Source organism: Deinococcus aetherius (genome assembly GCF_025997855.1).
In the GTDB taxonomy this organism is placed as follows: domain Bacteria; phylum Deinococcota; class Deinococci; order Deinococcales; family Deinococcaceae; genus Deinococcus; species Deinococcus aetherius.
The window spans coordinates 607,005-621,930 of record NZ_AP026561.1 but is presented as its reverse complement, the minus strand read 5'-3'; the positions used below and the strand labels follow the sequence as shown (position 1 = coordinate 621,930).

Below are 14,926 nucleotides of genomic sequence, written 5' to 3'. Positions count from 1 at the left end.
CTTCCAGTCTGTTCGGGCGCTACGGTGAGGAATAGGGTTCTGGTACGGCGCCGGGTTCCGGGCGTTCGGAGGAGGACCTATGAAGATGGAGGGCAGTGTGGCGCTCGTGACGGGCGCGAACCGGGGCATCGGGCGGGCGTTGGTCGAGCGGCTCCTGGAGCAGGGTTCAACGCGGGTGTACGCGGCGGTGCGGAACAAGGGAGAGCTGAGCCGAGTCGTCGCGCTCGACCCCGAGCGGGTGGTCCCCCTGACCCTCGACGTGACCGATCAGAGCGCGGTACAGGCTGTGGCCCGTCAAGCGGGTGACGTGACCCTGCTGGTCAACAACGCGGGCTCCCTGGCCTTGGGCAGCATCCTCTCCGCGCCGCCGGAACTGATCGTGCGTGATATGGACACCAACTACTACGGCACCCTGCACATGGTCCGGGCCTTTGCACCCGTGATCGAGGCCAATGGCGGCGGCGCCGTCGTCAATCTGCTCACGGTCGTCGCGCTGGCGTCCATGCCGGGTCTGGGGGTGTACAACGCCTCAAAGGCCGCCGCGTGGTCGATGACCCAGAGCATCCGCGCCGACCTCGCGGGCCGAGGCATCGAGGTGTTCGGCGTTTTTCCCGGGGCGGTGGACACCGACATGATCCGCGACTTCGACATGCCGAAGACCAGCCCCGAAGAGGTGGCCCGGGCGGTGTTGGACGGTATTGAGGTGGGTGAGGAAGACATCTTTCCCGATCCCATGTCACGTTCCGTGTACGCGGGCTGGCGCGCGGACCACAAGGCCGTCGAGCGGCAGATGGCGAACTCGTGAGCGGCACGGTCGCGGTCCTGGGGGTGGGCGCCATGGGCTCGCGCGTGGCGCGGCGTCTCCTGGCGGGCGGGCTCGGGGTCTCGGTCTACAACCGCTCGCCGGACGCGACCGTGGCCCTGCAATCACAGGGGGCCCGGGTGGCGACGACCCCCCGTGAGGCCGCGGGGGGCGCGGACGTCGTGGTGGCGATGGTGACGGACGACGACGCCTCCCGGGCCGTGTGGGAGGGTGAGGAGGGGGCGCTGGAGGGGCTGGTGCCCGGCGCGGTCGCCGTGGAATCGAGCACGCTCACGCCGACCCGCATCCGGGAGCTGGCGGCGCGGGCCCAGGCACGCGGAGCCTCCTTTCTGGACGCGCCGGTCGTGGGCTCGCGCCCCCAGGCGGAGGCGGGGCAACTGGTGTACCTCGTGGGCGGCGACGAGGCGACGCTCGCGCGTGTTCGGCCCGTCCTCGACCTCGCGGGAAGCGCCGTGCATCACGTCGGCGAGGTCGGGCAGGGCACGGCCATGAAGCTCGCCGTGAACGCGCTGTTCGCCGTGCAGGTCGCGGCGCTGGGCGAACTCCTCGGCTTTCTGCGCCGCTCGGGCGTCGACGAGGCCCGGGCGGCCGAGGTCCTCGGCGCACTCCCCGTGCTGAGCCCGGCCGCGAAGGGTGCCCTCGCCTCGATGGCCGCACGTAACTTCGCCCCGCTCTTTCCCGTGGCCCTCGTGACCAAGGACCTGCGGTACATCCTTGAGGCGGCCACGACGGGGGAAGCCGAACTCCCCCTGAGCCAGGCGGCCCGCGAGGTGTTCGGGCGCGCCGAGGCCGCAGGGTACGGCCACGAGCACCTTGCGGCGGTGGCACGACTCTTCGGTGGACACGGACCGACGAGATCCCCCTGATTCAGGAACGTGTGGTGGGGCAAGACGACCTGGAAACGCCACCCCAGGTCACCTGTCCTTCCCGGGCCCCGCTCCGTTCAAGCGGGAGAATTCCTTCACGTCCGCCGTTCGGCCCAGCACCGTCTTGCACGCGATGAGGTCGCGCAGCGGGATGACCCACAGGTCCATTCCCGCGAACATGCGCCGCTCAACCCGTGTCGCCCGACTCTCTCTCCGGCCGAAACAGGCGGGCCATCAGCGCCGTCATCTCCGCGATCTCAGCCTCGGTAATTTGGGAAAACTGCCTCCGCTTGTGGTTGGAGAGGCGGCCCCCCTCCTGCACGAAGTAGCGGGTGAGGTTGCGCGCCATCCGGTCGGGCATATCGACCACACCCGTCACGATGGCGTACACGTCGTCATACGCCGTGATCCACGACAGTTCCTCCTTCAGGTCGCGCTCGACGGTCTCCCGCACCCGGGCGTACAGGTACTCCGCGAAGGCCGTGGCGTCGAAGGCACGGTACAGGGGATAGGTGTCGCCCGGCACCGTCATCTCCCACTGCTCGTTCAACTCGTAGCTCAGGTGGGCGAGCAGGGGGCGGGAGAAGGTCTCCAGCACCTCGTCATACTTGTCCTTGCTCCTCAGGATCGAGGCGCTGACCGGGAAGATCACCCCCGGTGGGCTGTACTTGCGCTTGGCGAGAGTGTGGTGGATCAGGAAACGATGGATACGGCCGTTCCCGTCCTCGAAGGGGTGGATGAAGACGAAGGAGAAGGCGATACACGCCGCCGCGATCACCGGGTCGATCTGAGGGTCGTTCAGGAGACGCTCCGTCAGGGCCGACCAGCCACGCATCAGGGTGGGCACGTCCTCGGGCTTGGGGCACACGTAGTGGACGTACTCCCCGAAACGGGTGGCCTCGCCCACGTAGTTCTGGTTGTCGCGGACGCCGCTGACGGCGAAGCGGGGGTCGACGATCTGGTTCTGTAGCCGCACCAGCGCCTCAGGGGTCGGCGTGAAGGTCGCCGCCTCCCGCAGCACCCGGACGAACCCCTCGAAGCGGTCGTGGGAGGGCGTCTCGCCCTCGATGTCGTAGGACGACCGCGTCTCCTTAGTGTACAGGTACGTGACGGCCCGGGCGAGCGTGTGCGGGTCATACTGCGTGATGAGTTGCTGAGCCAGCAGGTCCAGACGGGCCTGCCGTAACTCCTTCAGGGTCTCCGTGCGCCTCACGGTGACACAGAGGTCCCGCGTGCCGAGGAGGTTGTCGCGCACCCGGTGTCTGGGAGAGTTGACGGGCGTGGCGACGATATGGCGCCCCGCATCGAGGGCGTCGACGTAGTTGCCCATGGTGATGTCGGGCAGGTCGAGTCGCTCGCCGGTGAAGTGCTCGTACAGGAACCAAGCCCGGCGACTGTAGGCGCCAGTGGGCTCGTCCATCACCCAACGGGCGATCTCCCCGCCGCCCATCTGCCCGAAGGCGGCGATCAACACCCGCAGGTCAAAGGCCTCGTACCGCAGGGTGAAGCGGAGGTGGTCCCGGACGGTCTCACCCACCAGATACTGGGGGGGATAGAAGTGTTCGGTTCGGTCGGGGCGCTCAACCGTGCGCCGAGCCCCGTTGATGATGTACGAGCGGACGTGCGGCTCGGGAAGACTCAACCCCAACTGCTCCATGAGGGCGATTTGGCCCACGGGGATGCTTTGACGATCACTGGGGAGGCTGGGCATCCTAAATCGATGACGATTCTACCGGAACAATTATTCCAGTCCCCTCGCATACTGTTTTGGTTACAAGTGTTGTAGGCCGGAGACCGGAGAACACTCGCTTGGGGCAGACGAGAGCCGGGTTGAGGGTGCCTCGTAAGTCGGTCCACACCTTTTGCAAAACTCAGCGTACCTGGGTGCTCCTACGAAGAGGCCACTTGAGAAGCGCCTTGTAGGTCTGGGGTGCGGTCGTGCAGCGGGCCGCTTGAAGTTCAGGCGGCCCGCCAAGAATGTCAGCTTGCTGATCGATTAAACGGCCCGCAGTCCGGCGGCGGGGGGCGGCCCCAGGCGCAGGGCCACGTCGATGCGCTCCTCCACAAGGTCCGGTGCGCCGTCGGTGAGCACCAGGTCGAGGGCGAGATCGGGATAGAGCGCCGCGAAGTCGGGCAGCAGCGGCACGAGGTTGAGCTGCGCGAAGCTTACCGGTGAGGCGATCCGCAGCGTCCCCGGGGGTGCGACTCGGTATCGGCTGCCCCCAGCCGGGCGCGTTCGAGTTCCTCCACCAGCGGCTCGACCCGCCGGAAGTACACCAGGCCCGCCTCGGTGGGCGCCAGGCGGCGGGTCGTGCGGTGAAACAGACGCAGACCGAGTTCCGCCTCCAGGGCCGCCACCGCCCGGGACACGGAGGAGGGGGGCGAACAAGATGCGGAAATTTTGGTACGCCAAGGCGCCAGCGTCGGACGCGACGGCGGGCGCCCTGAACATGGGATCAAGTGTTGAGCAACCAGAACCACATCTTCAGAGCCGTCGTCAGCGGCATCCACACTAAAAAGGGCGACAGCCACCACAGCGTCACCCGGTTGTACCGGGTGTACAACCACGCGAGCGCGTAGATGCCGACGAGCCCGTTGGCGTCGAGCAGGGTGAGCACGGCAGGATTGTTGGCGGTCAAGTTGCTCAGCGGCAGGAAGAACAGATTCCCCAACAGGTTGAGCGCGTACAGCACCAGGGCGCCCCGCACGTCCGCCTCCCCGCGCCGGCGCCAGACGAGGTAGGTCGCCATCCCCCAACACGGGTAAATCACGATCCAGACCGCCCAGAACACCCAGGCGGGAGGCCAGACGGGCGGCAAGGCACCCAGCGGAATCGCCGTGGAGTGCTCTCCAGCCGTTGCAAAGCTCAAGCCCGCCGACACCATGCCCAGAAGTAGGGTGCCGAGGGAAAATACCAGGGCCATCCACCAGGGCGAGGAGGGAGAGCGGAGTGAACGGGCCGAGAGCATGTCAGGCATCGTCATCTCCTTGCGGCCCCGGCCCATGGCTGGTGGCGAGGCGGGTGAGCAGGTCGTGGAGGGTCTGTCGCTCGGCTGGGACGAGCGGCGCGAAGAACCGGGCCGTGACTTCGGCGTTCACTTCCTCGGCGGCGGCCAGCTTGGCCGTGCCTGCCTGAGTCAGGTGAACCGCGAACGCTCGCCGGTCGCTGGGGTGAGGCCGCCTCTCGACGAGCCCCTGGGTCTCCAGGGCATTGAGCAACCCGACCAGGGGGGCCTTATCGATGCGGGTTCGCTTGGCGAGGCGATTCTGATTCATGGGGCCCTCGTCGCTCAGGATTTGGAGGATGGCGACGTGTGGCGGTTGCAGCCCGATGCGCGCCATGCCCGCCGCGTAGAGCTGCCCGGCGAGGTCTGTGACCCAAAAGAGGGCGTAGCCGGTCCAGCGAGCGAGGCTGGCCGGTAAGGGCTCCCAGCGCGGGGTCGGAGTTGTGGAAGGAGGAGCGGAAGACGGAGGAGAGGTGGAAGCGTCTCGTCGTTTCACCAGAGAATGTTAAAATGAAAAACATTTTTGTTCAATACGTTCTAGAAGGAAGCCCAATTCCCCCTGAGCAGGGCGGCCGGCGAGGTGTTCGGGCGGGCCGAGGCCGAGGGGTACGGCCACGAGCACCTCGCGGCGGTGGCGAGACTCTTCGGTTGGCATGGACCGACGAGATCGCCCTGGTTCACGGGCGTGTGGTGGGGCAAGACGACCTGGAAGCGCCGCCCCAGGTCACCTGTCCTTCCCGCGCCCCGCTCCGTTCAGGCGGGAGAGTTCCTCCAGGTCCGCCGTTCGGCCCAGCACCGTCTTGTACGTGATGAGGTCCGCGAGCGGGACGACCCACAGGTTCACCCCTGCGAACACGCGCCGCTCGGCCCGCGCGAGGTCCGTGACGAGGGGCAGGCGCTTCCCGTTCCTCCTGGCCCAGGCGTCCTCGGCCCCGCTGAAATCGACCTCCACCCCGTCCACGTTCAACCTCAGCAGCGGCAGGTCGAACTCGGCGTCCACGTACCGCCCCGGCCCCCACACCACGGCGGGGGCGAACAGGGCGGCGAGGCGCGGCAGGTCGGCGGTCCTCACGTCGAGGTCGAGGTCGTGCAGGGGCCAGCGGGAGCCGTGGACGTTGCCCGCGAGGCCCCCCGTGACCTGGTACGGGATGTCGTGGCGTTCCAGTGTCTCGGTCAAGCGGCGCAGGACGGCCACCTGGGACGGCGTGACGGGCTCAGCCCGGTCCATCGCCGGGGGCAGTCAGCGCCTTGCGGAACAGGATCATGTCTACTCCCGGGGCGTAGTAGTCGCGGACCCGCGCCTCCTGCTCGTAGCCACTCTTCGCGTAGAAGGCCCGGGTGCGCGCGAAGTCGGGCGTGCCCGAGGTCTGGACGAGCAGGAGGCGCCCACCCTGGGAGCGCAGGTCGTCCTCTACGCGCCGCAGCAACGCTCCGCCCCGGCCCTGCCCCTGGAGTCCGGGCCGCACGGCGATCATGAGCAGTTCCCAGGTTCCCTCCGTCGCCGTGACGGGGAGGACGTACGCGACCCCCCGGGTCCCCTCCTCCTCGTCGATCAGGCACAGGTGCCCCTCGTCCCTGGCTCCGCCGAAGTAGTCGGTCATCATGCGGTCCACCACGCCCGCGTCCTGCGGGGAGAACATCCCAGTCTCCACGGCGAGCGCGGTCACGGCGGCGGAGTCGTCCGGAGTGGCGGGCCGGATCAAGGGGCGCCCACCGTGTCGGCCAGCGCCCCGTCGAGCAGGCGGGCGAGGGTCCGCCCCGGCTGCACGCCGACGACGCGCCGCACGGGCTGCCCGTCCCGGAAGAGGATCAGGGTAGGAATGCTGCGGATGCCGTGGCGACCGGCCGTCTCGGGCTGCTCGTCCACGTTCACCTTGGCGACCTTCACGCGCCCGGCGTACTCGGCGGCGAGCCCCTCCACGGTGGGCGCGATCATGTGGCAGGGGCCGCACCAGTCGGCCCAGAAGTCCACCAGGGTCAGGCCGTGGGCGGTCTCGTCGGCGAAGGTCTGGTCGGTCAGGGGGATGGGCTGGGTCATGGGATGGGCTCCTCATCTTGGGGCGCGGTGCTGCTGCACGCCTGGGGAAACGGGGGTGACTCAGGGCCAGGGCGACACGGTCGGAAGCCGGGCGTCACACCAGCCCCGCCCGGCGGCGTGCTCGGGGGGAAGCGGTTCGGACCGCGCGCAGGGCTTCTCCGGCAGTCCACAGCGACGCGCCGAGCAGGATCAGGTCCTTGGTCAGAAAGCCGCCGGTGCCCGGGTCGATGCCCGGCGTCGTGACGAGAAAGCTCAGGGTCACGAGGAACATCCCGGCGGCGAGCAGGCTGCCCACGGCGGACAGGCGGGGGGAGAGCGGGCGCAGGGCCATCAGGGTCGCGGTGCTCAGCTCCACGACTCCGAGCGCCTCGGATCCGCGCTGCACGCTCGTGAGCTGGTAGAGCCAGGAGGTCAGCGGGCTGTGCTCGACGAGGGGCTGGATGGCGAGCGCCTCCGCCCGCGTCCACTTCGCCAGGCCGTAGACCACCAGCAGCAGCACCACGCCGTACCGCAGCAGGAAGCCGCCCACGGCCAGGAGCACGCCTTCAGGAGGTCGGGGGGAAGGGTCGCGCACGGTGGGTCGTCCCTTCCGGGCCGGCGCCCGTGGAGATGGAGAGTCAGTGCTTCTGAAGGTACTGGATGAAGCCGAGTGTGTCGGCGGCGTTCAGTCGCCCGACGGCGCCGCTGGAATACAGCGAGAGCGCGACCGTGCCGTCCGGGCGCAGCACGAAGCCCGTGGCCTGAAGGTACGCGCCGTCCTCACCCGTGGACGCGCCGTGGCTGCGGGCCACCGCCCCCGGGTTCAGGCCGTAGGCCACCGGCAGGGTGAGGGCGTGGCGGGTCAAGGTCTTCTGCGCCTCCTCCTCCGTGTCGGCGGACAGGGCGAAGACCCTCACGCCGGCTGCCGCGTACTTCTCGGCGGCGCGCTGGAAGTCGGTGAGCTGGGTGCGGCAGTACGGGCACCAGTCGCCCCGGTAGAGCAGCACGACGCTCCAGGCCCCCAGGGCGTCTTGCGGCAGGGTGAGGGTACCGCCACCCAGGAGCGGCGCGGAGAGGGCAGGAAAGGCGGCGCCGGGCTGGAGGCGGAGTGCGGGGCTCTGGGTCTGGGTCATGGTCGTCTCTCCTGGGTTCAGTCGGCGGCGAGGGCTTCGGTGACCTCACGACCGAGGTCGCGCAGTCCCAGCCTGGTCAGCGTCTGGTCGATCATCACAGCGGCGATGTTGCCCGAACCCAAGGCCACCGAGACCTGCTGGGTCTGCGGCTGCACGTCCCCGGCGGCCCACACGTCCGGCACGTTCGTCTGCCCGCGCCAGCCGGTCTTGACGTGCCCCTTCTCGCTCAGCTCCAGGCCAAGCTGCACGGCGAGGTCGTTGCGGGGAGTCTTCGGCCCGACCACGAACACGCCCTCCGGGGTGAGGCGTGTTCCGTCCGCGAGGGTCAGGGCGTCGAGGTGCCCGCGCTTGCCCTCCACGGCCGCGATCTCCCCTACCTGCCAGGTGATGCCCCGGCGGGCCAGTCGCCCGGCCCACGGCTCGTCGAGTTCCTCGGAGTCGGTGAGCAGCACCCGCACCTCCCGTGCGAACTCGGAGAGGGTCAGCGCCACGCTGGCCGCCCCCACGGGTGAGTTCACCCCGATCACGAGCACGTCCTGGCCCAGCACCTCCGGCGACTCGCAGTCCGGGCAGTAGTACGTGTTGCCCTTGGCGGCGTAGGGGAGCCAGGGCTCGAAGCGGCCCGAGACGCGGGGGTGGTGCCGGGCAACCCCCGTGGCGAGCAGCAGGGTGCGGGCGCGGAAGGTTCCCACGTCCGTCTCCACCGTGAAGTCGCCCTCCTGCCCGGAGACGCGCGTGACGTTGCTCCTCACGAGCCTCGCCCCGGCCCCCTCGGCGTCTCCCCGCAACCGCTTCAGGATGTCCACCCCACGCTCGCCCACGAAACCCGGCACGTTGTGCAGGGGCGTCGTGGTGTACCGGAGCGGGCCGCTGGCTCGGTCGATGACCACCACGTCGCGGCGGTGGAAGGCGAGGTGGGTGGCCGCCGAGAGCCCGGCGGGGCCGCCGCCAATGATCAGGGTGTCGTGCAGGGGCGCTTCAGTCATGGCCTGTCCTTTGTCGCCGGGTGAAGGTAAGCGGTGTCGGCGCATCCCCGGGTCATGGCGTTCTGTGGGGGCGGCGAGCAGTCACGCTCCCGGTCAAGCGAGGTGGTGAGAGAGAAACGTTCGGATCAGGCTGGCGATCTCGTCGGCGTGGTCGTCGAGGGCGAAGTGCCCCGCATCCAGCAGGTGCAACTCAGCGTCCGGCACATCGCGCAAGAAGGCGCGGGCACCCGCCTCGGTGAAGAAGGGATCGTTCTTGCCCCAGGGAATCAGGGTGGGTGGCCGGTGCTCACGCAGGTACGCCTGAAAGGCGGGGTAGGCGTCGAGGTTGGTGCGGTAGTCGTAGAGCAGGTCAAGCTGGATCGCGTGGGCCCCGGGCCGGTCGAGGTTGGCCTGATCGAGGTCGATGACGTCCGGGTTGATGCGCGCCGGGTCGGCCGCCCCCTGGGTGTGCTGAAAGACGGTCGTGTCGAGGGCGAAGAAGGGCAGAACGGCGGCTTCGGTCTCGGCGTCGCGTCGGTGCCACAGGGTGCGCACGGGGTCGAAGGCAGGCGACAGGCCCTCCTCGTACGCGTTGGTGTTTTGCAAGATGAGGGCCTGCACCCGCTCGGGGTGCTCGGCCGCGAGGCGCAGTCCGACCGGGCCCCCGTAGTCCTGAAGATAAAGGCTGTAACGGTCGAGCCCGAGCCGGACCAGCAGGCTCTCCACGACGGCGGCGAGGTGATCGAAAGTGTACGCGAAGGCGGGCTCGGGGTGATGGCTGTGGCCGAAACCGGGGTAGTCGGGCGCGATCAGGTGATAGCGGTCCGCGAGGCGGTCCATCAGGCCCTGGTACTGGTGCGAGGCCGACGGAAAGCCGTGCAGCAGCACCACGGTGGGATGCTGTGGCGAGCCCGCCTCACGGTAGAACACGTTGACCCCGCCAAGCTGAACGGTGTGAAACGTGGTAGGCGAGGTGGGATGGGCCCCGAGGGGCGGCCGGGCACCGCTGGTGGCGTGAAGGGTCATGCTGTCCTTTCCGAAGGCGTCAGATGGGGGCGGGAACCGGGAGAGTAGCCCGGTTCCCGACGGGCTCACTGGAGGTCGGCGGCCCCGAAGGCCGTCTTGACCTGCTCGCACCAGATCACCACGCTCTTGTACCCGGTGACGTTCGTGCCCTTGGGAATGGGGTACGAGAAATTCCCGTTGAACTTCTTCAGCTCCCCCACCTTCACGTACTTGCCCTTGCCGATGTCCGCGTCCTTGGCCCCCTTCTGCGGCGCCGCGTTCTGGTACAGCCACACCTGGAGGTCCGGCCCCGGCTCGGTCTTCAGGCCGCGCAGTTCCAGCGTCGCCTGCCCGTTCTTCTGCACGATGGCGGCGCTGCCGGTGGTGGGGGCGCCGAGGGCGTGGAAGGCGCCGGGCGTCCCCTGCGCGAGGCCCGGGGTCAGGGTCAGGAAGGCGAGGGCGGTCAGGGCGGTCTTGGCGGTGAAGTGCGTCATGGTCGTGCTCCTTGTCGGTGCCTGTGGGGCGGGGGAATGGACTGGACAGGACCTACTGGCGGACGGGCAGACGGAAGGCGACCTTCACGTCGGTCTGCGGGTCCGCCCCGGGGATGGAGATGTGGTGCTGCTTGAAGGTCACGTCGAAGGCGGTGCTGACGTTGATGGCCGAGCCGTCGGGGGCGTAGCTCAGGGCGATGGGGGCGCTCAGCGGGACCTTGACGCCGTTGAGGTCGAGGGTGCCCTGGGCGGTCGCGTTGAGCGTCTGGCCGGGCTTGAGGGTCCTGGCCCCTTCGATGCGGCTCAGGGCGAAGATCGCGGTGGGGTGCTTCGCCACGCCGAGGTAATTGCGGGCGTGCTCGTCGCGCAGGGCGATGCCGGTGTCCAGCCCCCGCAGGTTGACCGTGATCTGCCCCTGGGCGGCGCCGAGGTCGCTCGGGGAGAAGGTCAGCTTCGGGGTGACCCCCTGAATCTTGCCGGGGACGGGGATGCCGGTGACGCGGAAGTTGAAGGTGGCGCCGCCGGAGGTGTCGGTGACGGTGATGGGTGCGGGTCCATGCCCCAGGTACGTCTGTGCCCCGAATCCCAGACCACCCAGGACGAGCGCCGCGCCGGCGAGCAGCAGGAAGCGGGGGGCGGGGCGGCGGGCGGGCTTCGGGGCGGCGAGGGTCATGGAGCTGTGCATGGTGAGCCTCCTGTCTTTGCGTAACCACTGTTCGCGGTCTTTGCTTGGACTGACCTTACGCCCCTGGTGTAACCACTGTCAAGTTCTTTTGAAGGTTATACTTAGTTCAGGACTTGTTACCCAGAGAGTCTCCTGGTTTTACCCGGGGTAAGCAGGCTACGGGACGGCAGAAAAGCCAGACCCGTGGGGAAGGAGCGCCCTACTGCGGCAAACTCCGTCGGGAACGGCGACGTTTTATGGCCCGGCGCCGTTCCAGACTTGTAACTTTCGTACTGGAGTTAAGATAGTTACAGGAGTATGCTCAGGCCATGACCCTCGACTTCGAGTTTGTGGGTGGGGACCCGAGCGTGGACCTCGTGAACACCCTGATGCACCGCGCTCAGCCCGGCGGGGCGGACGAACTGCTGACCTCCGGCGAGGACGCGCGGCGCTGGTTCGTGCGCGCGGGGGTGCTCTCCGAGGAAGAGGCCACCCGGCTTGACCCCGAGGCGGCCCTGCACGCTGCTCGGCGGTTGAGAAGCGCCCTCGACGCGGTGTACCGCCCCCTTGCCCGACACGAGGACGACCCCTCGGGCACCGAGCGCGGCCTGACTACGCTCAACGCCGTGCTCGACCAGGGCCGCGAGCGGGTGCAGGTCAGCCGGGAGGGCGGGAAGTTCGCAAGGGGCGCCCGGCTGGAGATCCTGGGGCCGCTCGACCCCAGCGTGCGGGTGGCGAGGAGTGCCGCCGAACTCCTGCACCGTCTGGAGCCGCACCGGCTGAAAGAGTGCGAGAACCCCGAGTGCGACCTGCTGTTCTACGACGAGAGCCGCAACAACTCCCGGCGCTGGTGCTCCATGCAGGGCTGCGGCAACGTGCAGAAACAGGCCCGCTTCCGCCGCAAGGGCCGGGAGGGCGTGGCCGGGAGCGCATGAGTGTCGCGCCTCCAGCCCGGGGACGTGTTGCCTGACGTGGTGGTGCGGGACGGCCGGGACCACTCGGCCCACCTCGCGGAGGTCTTGCAAGGCGGGCGGGGCGTCGTGCTCTTCGATCACGGGGACGGCTGCCCGCACTGCGAGGCCCAGCGCCGGGACTGCGGGCGGCACGCCGAGCGGCTGCGCGAGGAGCGGGTGGGGGTCGTGGTCCTGAGCGGCGCGGCCGCTTCTCCCGGGTCCCGCTGGCCCTGGGCACGCCGCCCGCCCGTGCCCGCGCTGCACGGGGAGGAAGTCGCGCGCCTCCTGCAAGACGTGGGCGAGGCGGGCGAGCGGCGGCACAGCACCGCCGCCGTCGTGCGGCCCGGGCGGGTGGTTGCGCTCGCCCTGTACGCGGGGGGCGCGCGGGCACCTCAGCCCGGTGGACGCCCTCACCTTCATCGCCACTCAACACTGAACTGGAGTTGCCCTGCTGTGCGTGGTCGTGGATAAAAAGCGTGACCCTCACACAGACGTGGGGCATGGAAACACGCAGGACCTCCGACGCCGAGTTCAAGCGGAACGCCGTCGAGCTGGCCCGGCAAGAGGGCAACACCGTTGAGGGCGTCGCCCACGACCCTGGCGTGGGGCGCTCGACCCTCCAGAACCGGCCTCGTGGGGTTTCACTCTTCTGTGACGCCTCTCAGCTCGGCCGTAACAAAAGCCGAAGTCCCGGTGCGCACAGTAAGGGATGCGAGTCAACCACATCACCGATGAGGTGTGGGCTCGGGTTGAACCCCTCCTCACCCCCGCTGGTGCCTCCCGGAAGGGTCGCCCCCGCGTTCGGGACCGGGCCGTCCTCGAAGGGCTGGTGTATCTGCTTCTCCGGGGGCTGGCCTGGAACAGGCTCCCCCGTGACCTGGGCTGCGGCAGCGGGATGACCTGCTGGCGCCGGGTGCAGGAGTGGCAGGCCCGGGGGTTGTGGCCAGACCTTCAGGCCCTGCTGAGCGAGGCCGTTCCTGACACCGCTCAGGCCGACTGGTCCAGGCTCGCGCGGACCGCTCCCGGTGCGGTTCGCAGGCGGGTGCCACGCCAGAACGCTTCTGCGAGGCACGCCCTGCGCCTGCTCGCCCTGGCGGAAGAGGCTGGACCGCACCTCCGGGGACCCGGCCAAGCCCAGTGGCTCACCCGTCTGGAGGACAGCCAGGCGGAGATCGAGGCGGCCTTCACCACCCTGACGGCCCAGGGGGAGGTGGCATCGGCCCTGCGCCTGGGTGCTGCCCTGTTCCCCTACTGGTGGGTCAAGGGCCAGCACACCGAGGGAGCGCGCCGACTCCAGGCCGCGTTGCAAGCTTGCCCGGATGCCCCCCGGGATGTCCGTGCGCGCGCCCTGTACGGCCTCGCCAGCTTCGCCCAGGGACGCGGAGAGTACGAGTCTGCCACTGAATTGCATGAGCAGGCCCTGGCCTTGTGGCGTCTGGTCGGTCACCGGGCGGAGGAAGCGCTGGTGCTGGGGAACCTCGGGTTCGTCGCCATGCGTCGGGGCGAGTACCGGCGAGCGAATGTCTACCTGACCCAGGAGTTGGTCCTGGCCCGGGAGGTGGGGGACCGCTGGGTGGAGGCGGCGGCGCTCAACACCCTGGGCAACGTCGCCACGCGGGAAGGGCGGCAGGACGAGGCGGGAGAGTACCTGCGTGAGAGCCTGCGGCTGCGCCGCGACCTCGGGGACCGTATCGGGATGGCGCGAAGTCTGACCAACCTCGGACTCGTGGCCCTGCGGCAGGGAGAGCCCGAACGAGCCGCCCAGCGGCTGCTCGAAGCCCTGCATCTGCGGCGTGACCTCGGTGACACCGGGGGCACCAGCCAGACCCTGCACGCCCTGGGCCTGGTGGCGCTGGAGCGTGGGGAGCGCGAGCGCGCCGCCGCGCTGCTGGGGGAAAGCATCACCCTCGCCGCGCGCGTGCAGGACCCCGGGCAACTCGCGGACGGTGTGGAAGCCCTCGCCAGCCTGGCAACACAGCGCGGCAGCCCGGGTGGGGCCGTCACGTTGTTCCGCCACGCGGAGCGGCTGCGTGAACACAGCGGCACACCCCGCGCACCCGCAGATGAGGGGCGGGTGCGGCGGATCCAGGAACTCCTCCGGTCGAGCCGGACGCCTCTGCTGCCCGGTCTTCTCCATCCCCCACGGGAAGGACTTCCCGACTTCGAGGTCGTCTTGGAGGACGTGTGTGCCCTGCTTGAACAGTGGTCGCGCCCCGCACGTTCGCCCCTCGGGTCGAAGGACGGGGTCTACCGCCGCCTCTTCGAGCAGGTGCCGGTCAGTCTGCAACTCTTCTCGCCGGATGGGTACACCCTGGACGCCAACGCCGCCTGGAGCGCCTTCTGGGGCGTGAGGCCTGAGGAAATTGCGGACAGGAACGTCTTGGAGGATGCTCAATTCGCTGAACTCGGGGTGACAGACCTCGTGCGGCGTGCCTTCGAGGGGGAGGCCGTGCTGCTCCCCCCGCTCCCGTACGACAAGGCCAGGCTGGTCGGCCAGGGTCGGCGCCACTACCTGCAAATGCTGCTCACGCCGCTCAAGGACAGCCGGGGAAGGGTCCGCGAGGTGCTGTTCCTGCACGGCCAGGCGTCGGTGCGGACTCCCGCCGACCTCGTGCACCTCAGCCTCGACCTCGGCCTGACCGCCCAGCTTCCGTCGGACCCGGCGGGGCTGCTGGGGCTCCGACGCTTTCCGTCCCTGAGCCCCCGTGAGGCGGCCGTGGTGCATCTGATCGCGGAGGGGCACTCGGACGCCGACATCGCAGCCACGCTGGGCGTGACCGAGCACACCGTGAAGTTCCACGTGAAGTCGGTCCTGAACAAGTTGGGGGCGGTCAACCGGGCCCATGCCGTGGCGATCGCCCTCAAGCATCGTCTGCTCTGAGAAGCCAAATCCCAAGGGGCCTTCATCACTGCCGACCTCCCCATCCGAGGGAGGGCAAGCAGCCCTGCGGCAAGCACACTGAGGGCGTTCTCACCCCACAGACGCGGGTGGGCACGGCGG

At 69.2% G+C, this 14,926-nt stretch carries 20 protein-coding genes; 5 read left to right on the top strand and 15 right to left on the bottom strand.

The window, feature by feature from the left end; genetic code table 11:
• Positions 1–79: 79 nt before the first annotated feature.
• Both DAETH_RS19150 and DAETH_RS19145 read left to right on the top strand, forming a co-directional pair.
• Positions 80–805, top strand: coding sequence for an SDR family oxidoreductase (locus tag DAETH_RS19150; RefSeq protein WP_264777692.1), 726 nt, complete (start codon positions 80–82; stop codon positions 803–805).
• Positions 802–1,689: an NAD(P)-dependent oxidoreductase gene (locus tag DAETH_RS19145; protein ID WP_264777691.1), complete on the top strand. Its 888-nt coding sequence runs from the start codon at positions 802–804 to the stop codon at positions 1,687–1,689. The genes DAETH_RS19150 and DAETH_RS19145 overlap by 4 nt, the downstream gene beginning before the upstream one ends.
• A 48-nt stretch (positions 1,690–1,737) precedes the next feature.
• Here the strand turns inward: DAETH_RS19145 and DAETH_RS19140 are convergent, their stop codons facing one another.
• The 15 genes from DAETH_RS19140 to DAETH_RS19070 all read right to left on the bottom strand — a co-directional run bounded on the left by DAETH_RS19140 (position 1,738) and on the right by DAETH_RS19070 (position 10,993).
• A complete protein-coding gene (locus DAETH_RS19140) occupies positions 1,738–1,869 on the bottom strand; it encodes a hypothetical protein (protein ID WP_264777690.1) in 132 nt (43 codons plus the stop codon).
• A gap of 7 nt (positions 1,870–1,876) precedes the next feature.
• Entirely contained in the window at positions 1,877–3,364 is a 1,488-nt protein-coding gene (locus tag DAETH_RS19135) for a Fic family protein (RefSeq protein ID WP_264777689.1), read from the bottom strand.
• Between the two features lie 321 nt (positions 3,365–3,685).
• Positions 3,686–3,835 carry a LysR substrate-binding domain-containing protein gene (locus DAETH_RS19130; RefSeq protein WP_264777688.1) on the bottom strand — a complete coding sequence of 50 codons (150 nt, stop codon included), beginning with the start codon at positions 3,833–3,835 and terminating at the stop codon, positions 3,686–3,688.
• A 20-nt stretch (positions 3,836–3,855) separates the two neighbouring features.
• Complete coding sequence (locus tag DAETH_RS19125) at positions 3,856–4,059, bottom strand: LysR family transcriptional regulator (RefSeq protein WP_264777687.1); 204 nt, start codon at positions 4,057–4,059, stop codon at positions 3,856–3,858.
• A gap of 86 nt (positions 4,060–4,145) precedes the next feature.
• Positions 4,146–4,667 (bottom strand): TspO/MBR family protein, encoded by a 522-nt coding sequence (locus tag DAETH_RS19120; RefSeq protein WP_264777686.1) that lies wholly within the window; start codon positions 4,665–4,667, stop codon positions 4,146–4,148.
• On the bottom strand, positions 4,660–5,190 hold the full coding sequence (locus DAETH_RS19115) for a MarR family winged helix-turn-helix transcriptional regulator (protein ID WP_264777685.1): 531 nt from the start codon (positions 5,188–5,190) through the stop codon (positions 4,660–4,662). The genes DAETH_RS19120 and DAETH_RS19115 overlap by 8 nt, the downstream gene beginning before the upstream one ends.
• Positions 5,191–5,418: 228 nt before the next feature.
• Positions 5,419–5,871: a nucleotidyltransferase domain-containing protein gene (locus DAETH_RS19110; protein WP_264777684.1), complete on the bottom strand. Its 453-nt coding sequence runs from the start codon at positions 5,869–5,871 to the stop codon at positions 5,419–5,421.
• 37 nt (positions 5,872–5,908) lie between these two features.
• Positions 5,909–6,397, bottom strand: a complete 489-nt coding sequence (locus DAETH_RS19105) for a GNAT family N-acetyltransferase (RefSeq protein WP_264777683.1) — start codon at positions 6,395–6,397, stop codon at positions 5,909–5,911.
• Positions 6,394–6,732: a thioredoxin gene (trxA, locus tag DAETH_RS19100; protein WP_264777682.1), complete on the bottom strand. Its 339-nt coding sequence runs from the start codon at positions 6,730–6,732 to the stop codon at positions 6,394–6,396. The genes DAETH_RS19105 and trxA overlap by 4 nt, the downstream gene beginning before the upstream one ends.
• A 94-nt stretch (positions 6,733–6,826) precedes the next feature.
• Positions 6,827–7,306 (bottom strand): YkgB family protein, encoded by a 480-nt coding sequence (locus DAETH_RS19095; protein ID WP_264777681.1) that lies wholly within the window; start codon positions 7,304–7,306, stop codon positions 6,827–6,829.
• A gap of 43 nt (positions 7,307–7,349) precedes the next feature.
• Complete coding sequence (locus tag DAETH_RS19090; RefSeq protein WP_264777680.1) at positions 7,350–7,844, bottom strand: peroxiredoxin family protein; 495 nt, start codon at positions 7,842–7,844, stop codon at positions 7,350–7,352.
• 17 nt (positions 7,845–7,861) lie between these two features.
• Positions 7,862–8,830 carry an NAD(P)/FAD-dependent oxidoreductase gene (locus tag DAETH_RS19085; RefSeq protein ID WP_264777679.1) on the bottom strand — a complete coding sequence of 323 codons (969 nt, stop codon included), beginning with the start codon at positions 8,828–8,830 and terminating at the stop codon, positions 7,862–7,864.
• A gap of 93 nt (positions 8,831–8,923) precedes the next feature.
• Positions 8,924–9,835: an alpha/beta fold hydrolase gene (locus tag DAETH_RS19080; protein ID WP_264777678.1), complete on the bottom strand. Its 912-nt coding sequence runs from the start codon at positions 9,833–9,835 to the stop codon at positions 8,924–8,926.
• Between the two features lie 65 nt (positions 9,836–9,900).
• Positions 9,901–10,308 carry a DM13 domain-containing protein gene (locus tag DAETH_RS19075; RefSeq protein ID WP_264777677.1) on the bottom strand — a complete coding sequence of 136 codons (408 nt, stop codon included), beginning with the start codon at positions 10,306–10,308 and terminating at the stop codon, positions 9,901–9,903.
• A gap of 52 nt (positions 10,309–10,360) precedes the next feature.
• A complete protein-coding gene (locus DAETH_RS19070; protein WP_264777676.1) occupies positions 10,361–10,993 on the bottom strand; it encodes a YceI family protein in 633 nt (210 codons plus the stop codon).
• A 308-nt stretch (positions 10,994–11,301) separates the two neighbouring features.
• Between DAETH_RS19070 and DAETH_RS19065 the strand changes: the two genes are divergently transcribed.
• The 3 genes from DAETH_RS19065 (at position 11,302) to DAETH_RS19055 (ending at position 14,806) form a co-directional block, all read left to right on the top strand.
• Positions 11,302–11,907 carry a CGNR zinc finger domain-containing protein gene (locus DAETH_RS19065; protein ID WP_264777675.1) on the top strand — a complete coding sequence of 202 codons (606 nt, stop codon included), beginning with the start codon at positions 11,302–11,304 and terminating at the stop codon, positions 11,905–11,907.
• Positions 11,908–12,396 carry a thioredoxin domain-containing protein gene (locus DAETH_RS19060; RefSeq protein WP_264777674.1) on the top strand — a complete coding sequence of 163 codons (489 nt, stop codon included), beginning with the start codon at positions 11,908–11,910 and terminating at the stop codon, positions 12,394–12,396. It abuts the gene before it with no gap.
• 238 nt (positions 12,397–12,634) lie between these two features.
• The gene (locus tag DAETH_RS19055; RefSeq protein WP_264777673.1) at positions 12,635–14,806 is read left to right on the top strand and encodes a tetratricopeptide repeat protein; all 2,172 of its coding nucleotides are present in this window, start codon (positions 12,635–12,637) and stop codon (positions 14,804–14,806) included.
• Positions 14,807–14,926: the final 120 nt, after the last annotated feature.